The organism is Methylobacterium brachiatum (assembly GCF_900113845.1).
GTDB classification, from domain to species: Bacteria; Pseudomonadota; Alphaproteobacteria; order Rhizobiales; family Beijerinckiaceae; genus Methylobacterium; species Methylobacterium brachiatum.
In genome coordinates this window covers 169,162-184,924 of record NZ_FOQW01000005.1, presented here as the reverse complement: position 1 = coordinate 184,924, position 15,763 = coordinate 169,162, and the positions used below count along the sequence as shown (strand labels likewise).

Below are 15,763 nucleotides of genomic sequence, written 5' to 3'. Positions count from 1 at the left end.
ATTCGCCAAGACTCTAGCAAGCGGCTTGGTTGGGTCAGGAAACACTTGCGGTTGGGAATCTGGGCCGTCCCCACAAGTCCCACTGTTAAAGGAACTGTAGGTAATTGTTGATAGGCTCTTCCAATCGGCAAAAGTTCCTTGGTGGGGAGTTGACTCCGCCAACGGAGTCTGTCCCGCCCGGTCATGCGGGACGCTGAGGGCGTAAATCGTGCGTACGCGCTGCCTGCGGGTTTCCGCCGGCGGCGTCGGGAGAGCCAGTGATGCGTGTCGACGGAACGGTGGCGAGCGACGACGAGGGCGGCCGCAGCGGCGGCAACACGGATTTCGGATCCGCCTGGGCGCGGGTGAAGCGGCGGCTGCGCGCCGAGCTCGGTGAGGACGTGTTCGCCAGCTGGTTCGCCCGTCTGGAACTCGAGGGCGTGGCGGGCGGCACGGCACGGCTGACCGTGCCGACGCGCTTCCTCAAGAGCTGGATCGAATCCCACTACCTCGACCGGGTTCTGGGTACCTTCAAGGCCGAGGCGGAGGAGATCGCCCGGATCGAGGTCGGGGTGCGCGGCACGGCCGCCCCGGCTCGTCCGGCGGCGATCGGTGCCCCGAAGGCCGGCCCGGCCAGCGGTCCGCTCGCCCGGCTCCACGCGACCGGGACGCCGGCCCCCGTGGCGGCGGTCGCGACGCCGTCGGAACATCGCTCCGCCGATGCCGGGGGTGACCTCAGCGGCACGCCGCTCGATGCGCGTCTGACCTTCGCGAGCTTCGTCATCGGCCGCTCGAACGCGCTGGCCCACGCCGCCGCCGAGCGGGTCGCCCGGCACCAGGGCGAGGGCGCCCTCTACAACCCGCTTTATCTCCATGCCGGCGTCGGCCTGGGCAAGACCCACCTGCTGCACGGGATCGGCCACGCCGCCCGCGAGGCCGGCCGCCGGGTGATCTATCTGACCGCCGACCGGTTCATGTACGGCTTCGTCAACGCCCTGAAGACCCAGTCGGCGCTCGCCTACAAGGAGCGGCTGCGCGGCATCGACCTGCTGATCCTGGACGATGTCCAGTTCATCCAGGGCAAGTCGATCCAGGCCGAGTTCGGCCACACCATCAACGCGCTGATCGATGCCGGCCGCCAGGTCGTCGTCGCCTCGGACCGGCCGCCGACCGAGCTGGAGGCGCTGGACGAGCGCGTCCGCTCGCGCCTGGGCGGCGGCCTCGTCGTCGAGATCACCGCCCTCGACGAAGCCCTGCGGGTCTCGATCCTGTCGGCCCGTCTCGCCGCGGTGCGGGCGGCCCATCCGGGTTTCGACGTGTCGCCGCAGGTCGCGACCTACGTGGCCCGGGCGATCACCGCCAATGGCCGCGACCTCGAAGGGGCGGTCAACCGCCTCCTGGCCCATGCCACGCTCACCGGCACGGCCGTCACCATGGAGACCGCCGAGAGCGCGATCCGTGACCTCGTAAAGAATCGCGAGCCGAAGCGGATCAAGATCGAGGACATCCAGAAGCTGGTCGCCTCGCGCTACAACGTCTCGCGCTCGGATATCCTGTCGGAGCGGCGCACCGCTGCGGTGGTTAAGCCGCGCCAGATCGCGATGTACCTGTCGAAGGTGCTGACCCTGCGCTCGCTGCCCGAGATCGGCCGCCGGTTCGGCGGGCGCGACCACACCACCGTGCTGCACGCGGTGCGCAAGATCGAGAAGCAGATCGGCGAGGACGCGGTTCTCGGCGATGAGGTCGAACTCCTGAAGCGCATGCTGCAGGACTAGGATCCCGAACGGGCTCCAGGCCACCCGTCAACCGTTCTCCCGAGCGCGCCCGATCGAACCCCGATCGGGCGCGCTTCCGTTTCACGGGGCTACAGGCTGACCGTTTCACGGCGGCCCGGGATGGTCTGACGCGTCCCCGCCGTGGCAGACTGGCGCTCAGCGAATCAACCCGTTAAGGCCGCGTCGCCAAGAGGCAAGAACACGCTGGGGAACGCCGATGCCCGAAGCCTTCATCTACGATCACGTCCGCACGCCGCGCGGCCGTGGAAAGGCGGACGGCGCGCTGCATGAGGTGACTGCTTTGCGCCTGGCCGAAACGGCCCTGCGGGCGCTGAAGGACCGCAGCGGCCTCGATACGGCGCTCGTCGACGACGTCATCCTCGGCTGCGTCGATCCGGTGGGCGAGGCCGGCGGCGACATCGCCCGCGCCGCCGCCCTAGTCGCCGATTACGGCGACCATGTCCCGGGCGTCCAGATCAATCGCTTCTGCGCCTCGGGCCTCGACGCGGTGAACTTTGCCGCCGCGCAGGTGATGAGCGGCCAGCACGAGATGGCGGTGGGCGGCGGTGTCGAATCCATGAGCCGCATCGGCATCGGCGCCTCGGGCGGCGCCTGGCCGGTCGATCCGGCGATCGCCATCAAGTCGTATTTCATGCCGCAGGGCGTCTCGGCCGACCTGATCGCCACCAAGTACGGCTTCTCGCGGGACGATTGCGACGCCTACGCGGTCCGCTCGCAGGCGCGCTCGGCCAAGTCCTGGGCGGACGGGCTGTTCGGCGGCTCGGTGGTCCCGGTGCGCGACGTGAACGGCATCACGCTGCTCGACCGCGACGAGCATATGCGGCCGGGCACCGACATGCAGTCGCTCGCCGCGCTGAAGGCCTCCTTCGTCCAGATGGGGCAGATGGGCGGGTTCGATGCCGTGGCGACGGATGCGCATCCGGATGTCGAGACGGTCAACCACGTCCACCATGCCGGCAACTCGTCGGGCATCGTCGACGGCGCCGCCGCGGTGCTGGTCGGCTCGAAGGCCGCCGGCGACGCAGCAGGGCTGCGGCCGCGGGCGCGGATCCGGGCCTTTGCCAATATCGGCTCGGACCCCGCCTTGATGCTGACCGGCCCGGTGGATGTCACCCGCAAGGTCCTGGCCCGGTCCGGGCTGAGCCTGTCGGACATCGACCTGTTCGAGGTGAACGAGGCCTTCGCGGCGGTGGTCCTGCGCTTCTGCCAGGCCTTCGATCTCGATCCGGAGATCGTCAACGTCACCGGCGGCGCGATCGCCCTGGGCCATCCCCTCGGCGCCACCGGCGCGATGATCCTCGGGACGGTGCTCGACGAGCTGGAGCGCACCGGCAAGGAGCGGGCGCTGGTCACGCTCTGCATCGGTGCCGGGATGGGCACCGCCACGATCATCGAGCGCGTCTGAGCGGGGGTGCGGCGCGGGGGCGGAACACGGCCGCTCCCCAAAGCCCGGGAACGCTGCTAGAGGCGCGGGCGACGGTCGGCCCAAATCGGGTCCGGACGATAAAACATTGGGAGTCGAGCCCTTGAACCGCCTGATCGCGACGCTCTGCCTGGGCGTCTCCCTGAGCCTGCCGCTCGCCGCACGTGCCGACGAGGCGTCCGACCGCGTCGCCGAGGCGACCTCGCTCGTGAACAAGACCCTGATCAAGAACCTGCAGACCGGCTTCAACGTCGCCCTGGAGAAGACCGTGGCGCCGATGCCGGAATCGCGCGCCGAGGCCGTCCGCAAGGAGCTCTCCGACGAGTTCGAGAAGCAGCGCGGCCTCATGATCGAAGGCCTGTCGAAGGAATACGCCCAGAAGTTCACGCTCGCCGAGCTGAAGCATCTGGACGAGATCTATTCCGATCCGACCTACCTCAAGTTCCAGACGATGAACGCCGATCCCAACTCGGCGGTGACCGCGATTTCGCAGAACTCGGTCACGAAGCTGCTCAACATGCTGGCGGTGGCCGCAGCCACCGACAACGCGCCCAAGACCGGTGCGCCGCCGGTCCCGCCGCCGGCGGCTCCGCCCGCTCCGGCGCCGAAGTAGCCGGTGCCGTCCCCCGCGCGCGATGGGCTGGCTTCAGGCCGCGCGCGCGGCCGCCCTGGGTGCGAACCCCTCCACCTCGGGCAGCGCCTCGAGCTGAGGCTTGGCGAAGTGATAGCCCTGCATGAGCGTGATCCCGAGGCCGCGCAGGGCATCGCGCTCCGACGCGGTCTCGATGCCCTCGGCCAGAACGGTGACCCCGAGGGCGCGGGCGATCGCGATGATGCCCGCGACGATCGCGTGCCGTCCCGAATCCGTATCGATGCCGCGCACGAGCTCCATGTCGATCTTGATGAGATCGGGCCGGAAATTCGCCAGCAGGTTGAGCCCCGCGAAGCCGGCGCCGAAATCGTCGAGGGCCGTCAGGAAGCCCTGCTGGCGATAGGCGGCCACGATCCGCTTCACATGCTCGATGTCTTGGAACCGCTCCTGTTCGGTGAACTCGAACATGATGCGCCGGTAGGAGAAGTCCACGCGCCGTGCGGCCTCCAGCGAGGCGCGGATGCAGGCATTCGGCTCGTAGACCGCGTTCGGCATGAAATTGATCGACAGGCGGGTATCGCTGTCGCGCGGCAGGAGGCGCCCGGCCAGCTCGATCGCCTTCACGCGCGCCGCCTGGTCGAACTGGTAGCGCGTCGCGTCGGTGACCCGGTCGAGGATCGTGCCGGCCGGCTCGCCGTTGGGCCCGCGCACCAGCGCCTCGTAGGCCCAGACATGTCCGGATCCGACATCGACGATCGGCTGGAACGCCATCGTGAAGTCGAAATCGAGGGCGGCACCGTCGCGACACGCGCGACAGCCTTTGTCCTTCGTCATGGAGCGATTCCGTCGGTTCCCCCCGACCAGCGGATCATGCGCCCCAGCACTCAATGCAACCTTAACGTAAAACCCTCGGCATTTAGACGGCGAGACTTTGGGAGGACGGCACCATGACGTTGACGGATTTCCGCTTCGAGACCGACGCCGACGGTATTGCGGTGGCGACCTGGGATATGCCCGGTCGGTCGATGAACGTGATCACCGAAGCGGTGATGGACCAACTCGAGCAGATCATCGAGCAGGTCGCCTCGGACGCCGCGATCAAGGGCTGCGTCATCGCCACCGGGAAGGACAATTTTTCCGGCGGCGCCGACCTCACGATGCTGCAGGGGCTCGGCCGGGCCTACGAGCAGTTGAAGGCCGAGCAGGGCGAGGAGGTGGCGATGCGCCACTTCTTCGAGGCGTCGCGGCGCCTCTCGCTGCTGTTCCGCCGGCTCGAGACCTGCGGGAAGCCGTTCGCCGCGGCGATCCAGGGCCTGTGCCTGGGCGGCGCCTTCGAGCTGGCATTGTCCTGCCACCACCGGGTCGCCTCCGATGATGCGAAGACGCGGGTCGGGCTGCCGGAGATCAAGGTCGGCCTGTTCCCGGGCGGCGGCGGCACCCAACGGGTCGCCCGGCTGATGCAGACCGGCGACGCGCTCCAGATGCTGTTCAAGGGCGAGCAGATCCGCGCGCCGATGGCCAAGGGCATGGGCCTGATCCACGCGGTGGCGCCGCAGGCCGAGATCGTCGAGCGCGCCAAGGCCTGGATCCGCGAGGGCGGCACCGCGGTCGCCCCCTGGGACGTGCCGAAGTTCAAGGCGCCCTCCGGCAAGGTCTACTCGCCCGCCGGGATGATGATCTGGCCGCCGGCCAACGCGATCTACCGCCGCGAGACCCACGACAATTATCCGGCCGCGAAGGCGATCCTGGCCTCCGTCTACGAGGGCCTGCAGCTGCCCATGGACCTCGCCCTGCGGGTCGAGAGCCGGTACTTCGCCCATATCCTGCGCTCGAAGGAGGCGGCGGCGATGATCCGCACGCTGTTCATCTCCATGGGCGAGCTGAACAAGGGTGCCCGCCGGCCGAAGGACGTGCCCCCCACCACCTTGCGGCGGGTCGGGGTGATCGGCGCCGGCTTCATGGGCGCCGGCGTCGCCTACGTCACCGCCCAGGCCGGTCTCGACGTCGTGCTGGTGGACCAGTCGGTAGAGGCCGCCGAAAAGGGCAAGGCCTACGCCCACACGCTGATCACCGGCCAGATCAACAAGGGGCGCGCCAAGACAGCCGATCGTGACGCGCTGCTGGGACGGATCACCCCCACGGCGGATTATGCCGCGCTGGCGGGCTGCGACCTCGTGATCGAGGCGGTGTTCGAGGACCCCACGGTCAAGGCCGAGGTGATCCAGAAGGTCGAGGCGGTGATCGGCCCCGACACGATCTTCGCCTCCAACACCTCGACGCTGCCGATCACGGGCCTGGCGAAGCACTCGCAGCGGCCGGATCGGTTCGTCGGCATCCACTTCTTCTCGCCCGTCGAGAAGATGATGCTGGTCGAGATCATCAAGGGTGAGGCCACCGGCGACGCAGCGCTCGCCACCGCCCTCGACTACGTGCGGCTGATCAAGAAGACCCCGATCGTCGTGAACGACGCCCGCGGCTTCTTCGCCAACCGCTGCGTCGGCGCCTACATCCTCGAAGGCCACAAGATGCTGGCCGAGGGCGTGCCGCCCGCCATGATCGAGAGCGCCGGCCGCCAGGCCGGCATGCCGGTGGGCCCGCTCTCGCTCAACGACGAGGTCGCCCTCGATCTCGTGCTCAAGATCGCCAAGGCCACCGAGGCGCAGGTCGGGGCGGGGGCGGTCGATCCGGCCCAGAAGACGATCCTCACCGCCATGGTCGAGGGCCAGGGCCGGCTCGGGCGCAAGAACCGGAAGGGGTTCTACGATTACCCGGAGGGCGCGCCCAAGCGCCTCTGGCCGGGCCTCGCGGAGCTGCAGCCCAACCGCCTCGACCCGGAGGCGGTGGACTTCACCGAGCTGAAGCAGCGGCTGCTGGTGGTCCAGGCGCTCGAGGCTGCGCGGACCGTCGGCGAGGGCGTTGTCACCGATCCCCGGGAGGCCGATGTCGGCTCGATTCTCGGCTTCGGCTTCGCCCCGTTCACGGGCGGCACCCTGTCCTACATCGACTTCATGGGCGCGGATGCCTTCGTGGCACTCGCCCGCGGTCTGGAGGCCAAGCACGGATCCCGATTCCGGGTGCCGGACAGCTTGGCGGCCATGGCCGAGCGGGGCGGGACTTTTTATGGGGAGCAGAAGCGCGCGGCCTGACATCCCCTGACGTCGCGGCAGCTGATCATTTCAAACGATGACTCAAGGGCCGTTCCCGAACGCCTCGGGAACGGCCTGGTTCACTGCGCCCGGTAGACGGGCGAGTTCCTCCAGCATGATGGCTCGCGCACACGCGCCGAAGGCCCGCATCAGGCGGCCTCGCGTGTGGTCAGGTGGGAATAGAAGTGCGAACCGCACCGGCAGCGCGGGTGCGAAGGGGCGAATGATGATGGGGGAAACCTTCGCTTCCTCGTAAGCAGCCAGGGGGTTCATGAGGCTGACACCGAGCCCGGCCGAGACCAGGGTACAGATCGCGGCGCCGAGGCCAGCTTCCGCGGTGATCGTCATATCCACTGCCGCCGCGGCAAACACCGCCTCGATCTGGGTCTGTAGGGCACTCGTCGCAGGAGATGCGACGAACGGGATGCCGCGAAAATCTTCAGGCGTGAGACAAGCCCGACTGCCAAGCGGATGGTCGAGCGGAAGGACGGCGACGCAATCCATCGTCAGCACATGATCGAGCCGCGAATTCGGGGCATCTCCGTAGATCATCGTCAACGCCGCATCGCAGGATCCACTGGCGATCCAACTGTTCACGGTTTCGTCGTCTCCAGAATGAATCGCGACGATTACATCGGGATGCTCCGCTTTGAAGCGTGCCACCGCGCGGGACAGCAGGCCCCCGGCCAGCCGTGGCATAGCCGCAACCCGTAAGCGCTCAGCACCAAAGGCGCGGATACGCGCCGCCGCCGCTTCCAAGCTGGTCAAGCCCACAAAGGCTCGGTCGACTTCGGCGTGGAACCGCATGCCATCGAGGGACGGCGATAGCCGGCTGCCGCTGCGATCGAACAACGGCAGGCCAGTCATCACCTCTAACTGGGCGACCAATCGGCTCACCTGAGGCTGCGAAGTGTGCAGCAGCCGCGCAGCCCCCGTCATCGAGCCGACGGCCATCACGGCGCGAAAAGCCTCGATGTGACGGAAGGTCATTCGCCGCTTGGCCATATCAGATACGCATGGTCCGAAGAAAAATTGGAATTGGACGCCGATCGAGGTGGCTAGGATAAACACCTTCCGGCAAGCCAGCGAGTCTATGTTCGCATACCGCATGGTGCCAGCCTCGCAGAAACGAAGCTGGGGTTTTGTCGAGAATGGAGCCTCTGGGTGTTGAACAGGATTTCGTTACTGCTCGCATCGCTGCTGTGGGCCGGAGCTATTACTATATCCGCTAGCGCGGGGTCTGGGCGCCTGGATAAGCTTCGGTCCATGGGGCAGATAAGCCTCGGATTTCCGGATTCATCTCCGCCATTCGGCTTCCTGGACGGAAATGCGAAGCCCGTCGGCTATTCACTTGAGATATGCGAGCATGTCGCCGAAAAGTTGAAGGTCGCCTTGGACCTGCCCAAGCTTGAGGTGCGCCATGTCCCAGTGATGTCGGCGACGCGGATTCCTTTGATTAACAACGGGACCATCGATCTCGAATGCGGGACGGCAAGCAACCTGCCCGAGCGGCATAAGCTCGTGGCATTCGCGCCTACGACGTTCGTTGCGCAGGTCGTGCTGACCGCTAAAAAAGACACGCCAGTGGACGTGAACGATCTGGCGTCGTTTCGAGGCAGGGCGATTTCCGCGCAGGCGGGCGGGGAGACCCAGCGCGTCGCTACGCGAATCAACGTGCGCGACAAGCTCGGTCTCCGCATCATGCCAGCCAAAGATACCGGCGAAGTTTTTCTTCTCATGGCCAGCGGGCGTGCGGCCGGCATGATCAACGACGACGCTTTGGCCCACGCGACTGTCGCCGGAGCTAAGGATCCCTCGGAGTACAAGATCGGCGATAAAGGGCTTGAGTTCTCGGCTTATGGCATTCTGGAACCGAAGGACGACCCAGACTTCAAGGCCGCGGTCGATAAAGCCGTGGTCGAGATGATTCAGGACGGTACGATCGCTAAACTCTACACGAAATATTTTCAGTCGCCTCTTCCGCCAAAGGGCATCAACCTCGACTTGCCGATGAGCGAAATCTTGAAGCGGGCACTCGCCAAGCCAACAGATTCCGGTGACGAGGCCGATTACAAGTAAAACCCGCCAAGGTCCTGTCCGAGATGATGATGTCCGACGAATCCCGAACGCGGCCGAGCGTGGTCGACTTGCGCAGCGATACGGTCACGCAGCCCACCGAGGCGATGTACGCGCAGATGCATAGTGCTCCACTCGGTGATGACGGGCTCGAAGGCGACCCGACAGTGCGCGAACTGGAGATTACGACGGCCGACATTCTCGGCAAGGAAGCTGGCCTGTTCGTGCCGAGCTGCACCATGGCAAACCTGCTGGCAATCCTGGCCCAGGTCCAGCGCAGCGAGCAAATCCTGCTCGAGGCACAGGCTCATATGGTCAACACCGAGCGGGGCGCTGCGACGTTCACGGGAACCTTCCTGCTCGGTATCCCGGGATCCGAGGGGGCCATGGACCTTGACCGGCTCGAGGACGCCTTGCGGCCGGGGGCGAGCCCGCTTCGAACCGCGATGATCGCGCTTGAGACATCGCACAATGCGGCCGGCGGCACCGTGCTGCCGTTGCTTCATATGGTAGCGGTGGCCGGCATGGCCTGGACGCGCGGAATCCCAATCCATCTCGATGGCGCGCGGCTTTTCAACGCTGCCGTACATCTCGGCGTGACCCCGGCGGAGATCGCCGCCCAGGTCGACACCGTCTCTCTTTGCCTATCGAAAGGGCTGAGCGCGCCGGCCGGCGCGGTGCTCGCCGGCCCCACCTCCGTCATCGCGCAGGCGAGAGGTCTCCGTAAGATGCTCGGCGGCACGCAGCGTCAGATCGGAATCGTGGCGGCGGCTGGTTTGGAGGCAGTGACGGTGATGGGCGCCCGGCTTACCGAAGACCATGCGACGGCACGGCGGCTCAGCGAGGGACTGAACAAGCTCGATCCACGCATCGCGGCAACCATCCCGCAAACCAACATCGTCCAGGTGAATTTGGCCGGGACCGGTCGCGATAGCGGCTACTGGGTTCATGATCTCGAAGCCAACGGTGTCTTGTCCCGTCCGCTGGGAGAGCGCGGTCTGCGTCTGGTCACACACCGGCATATCACCCCGGCGGATATCGACCGTGCGGTCGCGGCGTTCCGGAGCTGCCTCGCCGCGGCTTGATCGCCCGGCGCGCGTTCAGCCGGCTAAGGCGATCTCGATCGCCGCCTCGGCGTGGAGCGCGGTCGTGTCGAAGAGCGGAACGGGGCTGTCCGCCGCCTGCACCAGAAGCATGATCTCGGTGCAGCCCAGGATGATGGCCTCGGCGCCATCCTCGACCAATCGGGCCATGATCGCGCGATAGGCCGCTCGCGACTCAGGGATCACTTTCCCGGTCACCAACTCCTCGTAGATGATCCGATGGACCGTCGCCCGGTCGTCTCGGCCCGGCACGATGACGTCCAAGCCGTACCGCTCGGCCAGCCGGCCCTTGTAGAAGGCGTGCTCCATCGTGAAGGCGGTGCCGAGCAGCCCGACTTTCCGGAAGCCGGCCGCCTTGATCCGCTCCGCCGTGGGATCGGCGATGTGGAGGAGGGGCACGCGCACCGCCGCCTCAACGGCCGGCGCCATCCGATGCATCGTGTTGGTGCAGATCAGAAGCAAGTCGGCGCCGCAGGCTTCGAGGCGCCGGGCGGCATCGACCATGCGTGTCGTCAGCCCGTCCCAATCGCTCCGGTGCTGAAGTTCCTCAATCTCGGCGAAGTTGAACGACCACAACACGCAGCGGGCCGAGGCCGTCGGGCCCAGCCGATCACGAACACCCTGGTTCAGGATGCGGTAATACTCTGCCGAGCTTTCCCAGCTCATGCCGCCGAGCAGGCCGATCGTTCGCATGACATCTCCGCCGGCCAGATTCACCCGGCAGATCTATCGCAAAGCTTGGTTGGCTGCGAAGGATAAAATACGGGCCGCGAACCGATCCGCTTAGGCGACGCGGACCTTCGCGCCGAGCATGCGGGCGAGCAGTTCGACATCGTTGGCGTTGTCGGAGAGGAGGTCGGTGATGTCTCCGACTTCCAGTGCCTTCACGTGGCGGCAGCGCATCCCGTAGCGGCCGGCCGTGCAGGTGCAGCGCAGCTGCGGGCCGCCGGCCCGCTCTTCCAGCACGACGCTGTATTGGTTGCCGGTGGAGCCCCGGATCGTGAAGCTGAGCGCCGAGGGCGCCGCCGGGAAGGCGGCCAGCGCCCGATTGCTGATCGCCCCCGGAGCCCGGCGGGGGAGCGGCGGACCGCCCGTCACTCGGGTGACCGGCACGCCGATCGCCGCGGCGAGGCCGTGGATATCCGGCGTCTCGGTCTGGCGCATGGCCGCCAGCGCGATCGCCGCGCAGGCATAGGCATCCTCGCCGGCATCGTGGTGCTCGAACCGGATACCGAGGCGCCGGGCGACCTTGCCGAGGCCGCACCCCTCCGGCGCCGGAAACACCCGGCGGGCGATCTGGACGGTGCAGAGATAGGACAGGGCCGGCACCGGCAGCCCGGCGCGGGCGAGGCCGGCCCGCAGAACGCCGATATCGAAGCTGGCATTGTGGGCCAGGATCAGCCCGCACGTCAGGTCGCCGAGATAGGGCGCCATCACGCCGGCGAAATCCGGCTGGTCGGCGACATTGGCCGGCAGGATGCCGTGAACCCGGATGTTGCCCGGCGAGAACCGCATCTCCGGCGGGCGGATCAGGTGGCTTTCCCGGCGGACGATGCGCCCGTCCGCGATCCAAGCGAGACCCACCGCGCAGGCGCTGTCGCGCCGTTCGTTGGCCGTCTCGAAGTCGAGGGCCAGGACCGTCATCGCGGGTGGACCATGCCGGGGAACGTTCTCGGGGTGTTCCAGACCGGTCTAAGCCCGCGCGACTCGCGCATCAACCCTCGGCCACCATCCCCAGCCAATCGTCTTCCGACACGACCCGGACGCCGTGCTTCTCCGCATCCTTGAGCTTCGAGCCGGCCCCGGGGCCCGCGACCACGAGGTCGGTCTTGGCCGAGACCGATCCTGAGACCTTCGCACCGAGCCGCTCGGCCACCGCCTTGGCCTCGTTGCGGGTCATCTTCTCCAGGGTGCCGGTAAAGACCACGGTCTTGCCGGCAAAGGCCGAAGCGGCGGCCGGCCGCTCCATGGGCTCGACCGTCACCTCCTCCAGCAGGGCCGCGACGGCGTCGGAATTGTGCGGCTCGGAGAAGAACAGGATCAGCGCATCGGTCGCGACCGGCCCGATCTCGCCGTCGTCGGCGAACAGCCGATAGGCATCGCCGGGCTTCTGCTCGGCGGCGCGGGCCAGCGCGGCCCGAACGGCGTCGGCGTCGCCGTAATGTTTCAGAAGATTCTCGCGCTGGGGCGCGCTGAGGCGCGCGCGCGGCCCGTCGGTGGGGGCGTCGTCGGGGAAGCCGAGATCGAGCAACCGGTCCCGGGTCGTGCCGCCGACCCGCGGCACGGCAGTCAGCTCGACCCAGTCCGGCCCCGGCTGGACAGCCGCCGCCTCCCTGATGGCGGCGATCAGCGTCGGCATGTCGGGGAAGCGCTTGGCCAGCGCCTTCGCGGTGGCCTCGCCGATCTGCGGGATGCCGAGCGCGAAGAGCAGGCGGTTCATGGGAACCCGGCGGCGGGCCTCGACCCCGGCCAGCAGGTTCTTGATCGCCTTGTCCTCCTCCTCGCCCTTCTTCTTGGCGGCCTTCTTCGGCGGCTCGGTGGCCCCGGCCTCGGCGCGACGCTCGGCCGAAAGCGCCTCGCGCCGCGCCACGACCGCCGCCTTCAGCGTCTCGAAATCCAGCCGGAACAGGTCGGCGGGCTGGCGCACCAGCCCGGCCTCGAACAGGACCTCGATATAGGTCTCGCCGAAACCCTCGATGTCGAAGCCGTTGCGCGACACGAAGTGCTTGAGCCGCTCGACACCCTGCGCCGGGCAGATCAGGCCGCCGGTGCAGCGCCGGATCGCGTCGGGGCGGCCGGTGCGCGGGTTGACCGCGCGCACGGCGCGGCTGCCGCAGGCCGGGCAGGTCTCGGGAAAGGCGTAGGGCGTCGAATCCGGCGGGCGCTTGGTGAGGTCGACATCCATCACCTTCGGGATCACGTCGCCGGCGCGGACCACCGTGACCGTATCGCCGACGCGGATATCGCGGGGTTCTAGCTTCGGTTGACCGTCGGCACCTATCCCGTCTTCAATAGGGATACGGATAAACTCGCCGTCGGCGCCCACACCCTTCACGTAGCCTTCATTGTGCAGGGTCGCGTTGGACACGACGACGCCGCCCACCGTCACGGGCCGCAGCTTCGCCAGGGGATTGAGCGAGCCGGTGCGGCCGACATTGATGACGATGTCCTCCACGATCGTCGTGGCTTCCTGGGCGGCGAATTTGTGGGCCAGCGCCCAGCGCGGCGAGCGCGAGACGAAGCCGAGCCGCTTCTGCAGCGCGAGGTCGTCGACCTTGTAGACGACGCCGTCGATGTCGTAGCCGAGCCCGGCGCGATCCGCCTCGATCTGCCGGTAATGGCCGAGCATCGCCTCGATATCGGTGAAGGTCCGGGTGAGGGGGTTCACCGGCAGGCTCCAGGTGGCGAAGCGCTGGAGGACGCCGAATTGCGTGTCGGCGATCGGTCCCGACAGCTCGCCCCAGGCATAGGCGAAGAATTTCAGCGGGCGGGATGCGGTGATGCTCGGATCGAGCTGGCGCAGGCTCCCGGCGGCGGCGTTGCGCGGATTGGCGAAGAGCGGTTTGCCGGCGGCTTCCTGGCGGGCGTTGATCGCGGCGAAATCCGCATGCGACAGGTAGACCTCGCCGCGCACCTCGCAGATCTCCGGCCAGCCGGAGCCTCCGAGCACCGCCGGAATGTCCTGGACCGTGCGGGCATTGGCCGTGACGTTCTCGCCGACCTCGCCGTCCCCGCGGGTTGCCGCGGTCTCCAGCTTGCCGTCCACGTAGCGCAGCGACAGCGACAGGCCATCGATCTTCGGCTCGGCCGTGAAGGCGAGGGGCGTCTCGTCGGGCCAGCCCAGGAAACGCCGGACGCGGGCCACGAACTCGGCGACTTCCTCCGCGTCGAAGGCGTTGCCCAGCGACAGCATCGGCACGGCATGCCGAACCTTGGCGAACTTTTCCGAGGGCTTCGCGCCCACCGACGTGCTCGCAGCACCGGTCCCGGCGAGATCGGGGAAACGGGTCTCGATCTCCTCCAAGCGACGGCGCAGGCGGTCGTATTCCGCATCCGAGATCTCGGGCGCGTCTTCTTGGTAGTAGAGGCGGTCGGCCTCGAGGATCGCGTCCGAGACCCGTGCGTGCTCGCTCCGCGCCTCCTCGGCGGTGAGATCGAGCTCGGGCGTATCGGGCTTTGCGGTTGGCATGGGGGCGTTCTAGCGCATCGCGGGCCCTACGGGAGCCTGCGGCGGGGCGGCATCCCCGCTTCTCTCAACCGCGGGGGGCGAGCAGATCGCCGCGCCCGACCAGCAGGAAGGCGCCGAGGAACATCGCGGCGACCACGCCGCTCAGGGCCGCCAGCGGCAGCACCGGGACGAGCCAGCCCGACAACGCCGTGCCGGCGACCGAGCCGAGGTTCATCGCGGCCATGTAGACCTCGAACTGCGTCGCGGCGCCGGCCCTGCCGCGGCTGGCCTGGAGCAGGGCCGGCATCAGCGCGACGATCAGCAGGCCCGGCAGCGCATGGGTGAGCGCCAGGATCAGGGGGGCGGCCGACCCCAGCAGGCCGGCCGCGATCAGGATGCCGGCCAGCACGAAGGTCACGACGCTCGCGAGCAGCAGGGCCCGCAGGGGCCGCACCGGCCCGGCACGATCCGACCACAGGCCGATCGCGAAGGCGCCCGCGGTCCCGCTCACGAGTGCCAGACCCGCCTGGAGGCGGGACAGGGTCGCCGGGTCCCAGCCCCGGCCCTGGAGCAAATCGATCGAGAAGGGCAGCTCGAACAGCCCGAGGGCGGCGTCGAGGGCGAAGCAGAGGGCGAGCAGCTGCAGGGCCCGCTTCCGCCGCAGGGCGAGGCCGAGACGGCGCAGGAAACGCGAGAACGGCACGCGCCGCGGCGGCGGCCCGCGCCTGCCGACATGCAGCAGCGCATCGTCGGGTGCTTCGCGCACGAGAAGCATCGGCAGGCTCGCCAGGATGCCGGCGGCAAGCAGCGCGGACAGGCTCACGCTCAGCCCGTAGCCCGCCAGCATCCATCCGAGACCGGCGGCGCTGAGGCTGGTCCCGGCGACGAACCCGGCCCGCGTGCAGGCGCTGACCCGGCCGAGCTCGGCCGCGGGGACGTGGTCCATGATCAGCCGGTCACAGGCGGTGTCGAGCAGGGACGCGAACAGGCTATGGACCAGGAAGGCGAGACCGAGCAGGCCGACCTGATCGACCCCGAGCAGCAGCATCAGGGCGATCGTCGCGTGACACCCGAGGATCGCCGCCACCGCGAAGGGCCGGCGCCGGCCCATGCGACGATCCCCGGAGCGATCGACCAGCGGACCCCACAGGATCGGCTGCAGCGTCCAGGGCAGGCCGGCCAGGGCGAAGTGAAACCCGACTTCGGTTGCGGCGACGCCGTGCGCGGCCAAGTGATTGGCCAGAGCGGTCAGCGAGAATCCGGCGATCAGCCCCTGGTAGAGATAGGTCGCGAAGAACACACCGTAGCGGGCGCGCCGCCCGGCCAGATTCGGAGCCTGCAGCCATGTCCGATCGGACCGGCCGCTCAAGTCGTGATGCACTTGCCGGCCCGCTGCCGCACGACGATGCTCCTTCCCCCGCCGTTACCGGACCCGAACCCGTGCCGCTCCGTCACAAGCACCTTACGGCCTGCAAAGCCC

12 protein-coding genes are annotated in these 15,763 nt (G+C 68.1%); 6 read left to right on the top strand and 6 right to left on the bottom strand.

Going from position 1 to position 15,763, the window contains the following annotated elements; translation table 11 throughout:
• Positions 1 to 260 precede the first annotated feature (260 nt).
• From dnaA to BMZ47_RS07050, 3 genes are all read left to right on the top strand, one after another.
• Positions 261 to 1,754, top strand: a complete 1,494-nt coding sequence (gene dnaA / locus BMZ47_RS07060; protein WP_091860095.1) for a chromosomal replication initiator protein DnaA — start codon at positions 261 to 263, stop codon at positions 1,752 to 1,754.
• A gap of 217 nt (positions 1,755 to 1,971) precedes the next feature.
• Positions 1,972 to 3,180, top strand: a complete 1,209-nt coding sequence (locus BMZ47_RS07055; protein ID WP_091860092.1) for an acetyl-CoA C-acetyltransferase — start codon at positions 1,972 to 1,974, stop codon at positions 3,178 to 3,180.
• 121 nt (positions 3,181 to 3,301) lie between these two features.
• Positions 3,302 to 3,811: a DUF2059 domain-containing protein gene (locus BMZ47_RS07050; RefSeq protein ID WP_007561698.1), complete on the top strand. Its 510-nt coding sequence runs from the start codon at positions 3,302 to 3,304 to the stop codon at positions 3,809 to 3,811.
• Positions 3,812 to 3,844: 33 nt separating this feature from the next.
• Here the strand turns inward: BMZ47_RS07050 and BMZ47_RS07045 are convergent, their stop codons facing one another.
• Complete coding sequence (locus BMZ47_RS07045; RefSeq protein ID WP_091860089.1) at positions 3,845 to 4,624, bottom strand: EAL domain-containing protein; 780 nt, start codon at positions 4,622 to 4,624, stop codon at positions 3,845 to 3,847.
• A 113-nt stretch (positions 4,625 to 4,737) separates the two neighbouring features.
• Here BMZ47_RS07045 and BMZ47_RS07040 point away from each other — a divergent pair, with 113 nt between their 5' ends.
• The gene (locus tag BMZ47_RS07040) at positions 4,738 to 6,936 is read left to right on the top strand and encodes a 3-hydroxyacyl-CoA dehydrogenase NAD-binding domain-containing protein (protein ID WP_091860085.1); all 2,199 of its coding nucleotides are present in this window, start codon (positions 4,738 to 4,740) and stop codon (positions 6,934 to 6,936) included.
• A gap of 42 nt (positions 6,937 to 6,978) precedes the next feature.
• Here the strand turns inward: BMZ47_RS07040 and BMZ47_RS07035 are convergent, their stop codons facing one another.
• Positions 6,979 to 7,926 (bottom strand): LysR substrate-binding domain-containing protein, encoded by a 948-nt coding sequence (locus tag BMZ47_RS07035; RefSeq protein WP_244536750.1) that lies wholly within the window; start codon positions 7,924 to 7,926, stop codon positions 6,979 to 6,981.
• A gap of 276 nt (positions 7,927 to 8,202) precedes the next feature.
• On the opposite strand from BMZ47_RS07035, the gene BMZ47_RS07030 reads away from it, so the two are divergent.
• The gene (locus tag BMZ47_RS07030; protein WP_244536749.1) at positions 8,203 to 9,015 is read left to right on the top strand and encodes an amino acid ABC transporter substrate-binding protein; all 813 of its coding nucleotides are present in this window, start codon (positions 8,203 to 8,205) and stop codon (positions 9,013 to 9,015) included.
• 29 nt (positions 9,016 to 9,044) lie between these two features.
• Positions 9,045 to 10,097, top strand: coding sequence for a threonine aldolase family protein (locus BMZ47_RS07025; RefSeq protein ID WP_342029060.1), 1,053 nt, complete (start codon positions 9,045 to 9,047; stop codon positions 10,095 to 10,097).
• A 15-nt stretch (positions 10,098 to 10,112) separates the two neighbouring features.
• On the opposite strand, the gene BMZ47_RS07020 is transcribed toward BMZ47_RS07025, so the two are convergent.
• The 4 genes from BMZ47_RS07020 to BMZ47_RS07005 all read right to left on the bottom strand — a co-directional run bounded on the left by BMZ47_RS07020 (position 10,113) and on the right by BMZ47_RS07005 (position 15,652).
• Positions 10,113 to 10,808, bottom strand: coding sequence for an aspartate/glutamate racemase family protein (locus BMZ47_RS07020; protein WP_091860076.1), 696 nt, complete (start codon positions 10,806 to 10,808; stop codon positions 10,113 to 10,115).
• Between the two features lie 90 nt (positions 10,809 to 10,898).
• Positions 10,899 to 11,759, bottom strand: coding sequence for a 3'-5' exonuclease (locus BMZ47_RS07015; RefSeq protein WP_091860073.1), 861 nt, complete (start codon positions 11,757 to 11,759; stop codon positions 10,899 to 10,901).
• A 70-nt stretch (positions 11,760 to 11,829) separates the two neighbouring features.
• Positions 11,830 to 14,304: an NAD-dependent DNA ligase LigA gene (gene ligA / locus BMZ47_RS07010; protein ID WP_091860070.1), complete on the bottom strand. Its 2,475-nt coding sequence runs from the start codon at positions 14,302 to 14,304 to the stop codon at positions 11,830 to 11,832.
• A gap of 64 nt (positions 14,305 to 14,368) precedes the next feature.
• Positions 14,369 to 15,652, bottom strand: coding sequence for an MFS transporter (locus tag BMZ47_RS07005; RefSeq protein WP_244536748.1), 1,284 nt, complete (start codon positions 15,650 to 15,652; stop codon positions 14,369 to 14,371).
• Positions 15,653 to 15,763: the final 111 nt, after the last annotated feature.

Bases quoted from the DNA above. Each gene is read 5' to 3' on its own strand.
- dnaA (WP_091860095.1), top strand. From the start codon at position 261: ATGCGTGTCGACGGAACGGTGGCGAGCGACGACGAGGGCGGCCGCAGC.
- BMZ47_RS07055 (WP_091860092.1), top strand. From the start codon at position 1,972: ATGCCCGAAGCCTTCATCTACGATCACGTCCGCACGCCGCGCGGCCGT.
- BMZ47_RS07045 (WP_091860089.1), bottom strand. From the start codon at position 4,624: ATGACGAAGGACAAAGGCTGTCGCGCGTGTCGCGACGGTGCCGCCCTC.
- BMZ47_RS07040 (WP_091860085.1), top strand. From the start codon at position 4,738: ATGACGTTGACGGATTTCCGCTTCGAGACCGACGCCGACGGTATTGCG.
- BMZ47_RS07035 (WP_244536750.1), bottom strand. From the start codon at position 7,926: ATGACCTTCCGTCACATCGAGGCTTTTCGCGCCGTGATGGCCGTCGGC.
- BMZ47_RS07030 (WP_244536749.1), top strand. From the start codon at position 8,203: ATGGGGCAGATAAGCCTCGGATTTCCGGATTCATCTCCGCCATTCGGC.
- BMZ47_RS07025 (WP_342029060.1), top strand. From the start codon at position 9,045: ATGTCCGACGAATCCCGAACGCGGCCGAGCGTGGTCGACTTGCGCAGC.
- BMZ47_RS07020 (WP_091860076.1), bottom strand. From the start codon at position 10,808: ATGCGAACGATCGGCCTGCTCGGCGGCATGAGCTGGGAAAGCTCGGCA.
- BMZ47_RS07015 (WP_091860073.1), bottom strand. From the start codon at position 11,759: ATGACGGTCCTGGCCCTCGACTTCGAGACGGCCAACGAACGGCGCGAC.
- ligA (WP_091860070.1), bottom strand. From the start codon at position 14,304: ATGCCAACCGCAAAGCCCGATACGCCCGAGCTCGATCTCACCGCCGAG.